Here is a 528-nt window from a genome sequence, read left to right on the forward strand (position 1 = left end):
GGTCTCCGGTTGGGCGATGAGAGATCCTAGATGCAGATGCTGCCAATTTCCGGCAGTGTCGCTCACGATGGTTGCGGAATTCCCTCCCGCTCGCGCCACTCCTTCAGCAAGCCCTGGCGCCGGCGCGGATAGCGGATGTCGAGCGGCTGAACCTGCGAGATGCGGTCGGTGCGGAAATGCCGGAAATCCTGCCGCAGTTCGCACCACGCGACGACGACGCGGACATGGTCGAAAAAGCTCAAGGCGAACGGCCAGACGACCCTCTCGCTCGCCTGCCCGACACCATCACGGTAGAGGATCGAGAGTTTGCGCTCTGAACGGATCGCCTTGCGGATGGCAGAGAGATCGAAGCTTTCCGCCATGATCGCGGCACCGGGACCGACTAACAGGGCGGACGCCTCGGCATCATCGCGCAGATCACCTGGCAGGACGGCGAGGATCTTGGCCAGCGCATCGCGCGCCGCCAGGGCAAGACGACCATCAGCCCGGTCGGACACCCAGCGCGAGCCGAGCACCAGTGCTTCGATC

1 protein-coding gene is annotated in these 528 nt (G+C 64.4%); it reads right to left on the reverse strand.

The window, feature by feature from the left end; all coding sequences use genetic code 11:
• Nucleotides 1-62: 62 nt before the first annotated feature.
• On the reverse strand, nt 63-528 hold a 466-nt coding region (locus tag AB4Y92_RS25445; RefSeq protein ID WP_441822144.1), incomplete at its 5' end, for a helix-turn-helix transcriptional regulator.

This window comes from Lysobacter sp. TAB13 (assembly GCF_052113885.1).
Classification (GTDB): domain Bacteria; phylum Pseudomonadota; class Gammaproteobacteria; order Xanthomonadales; family Xanthomonadaceae; genus Lysobacter; species Lysobacter gummosus.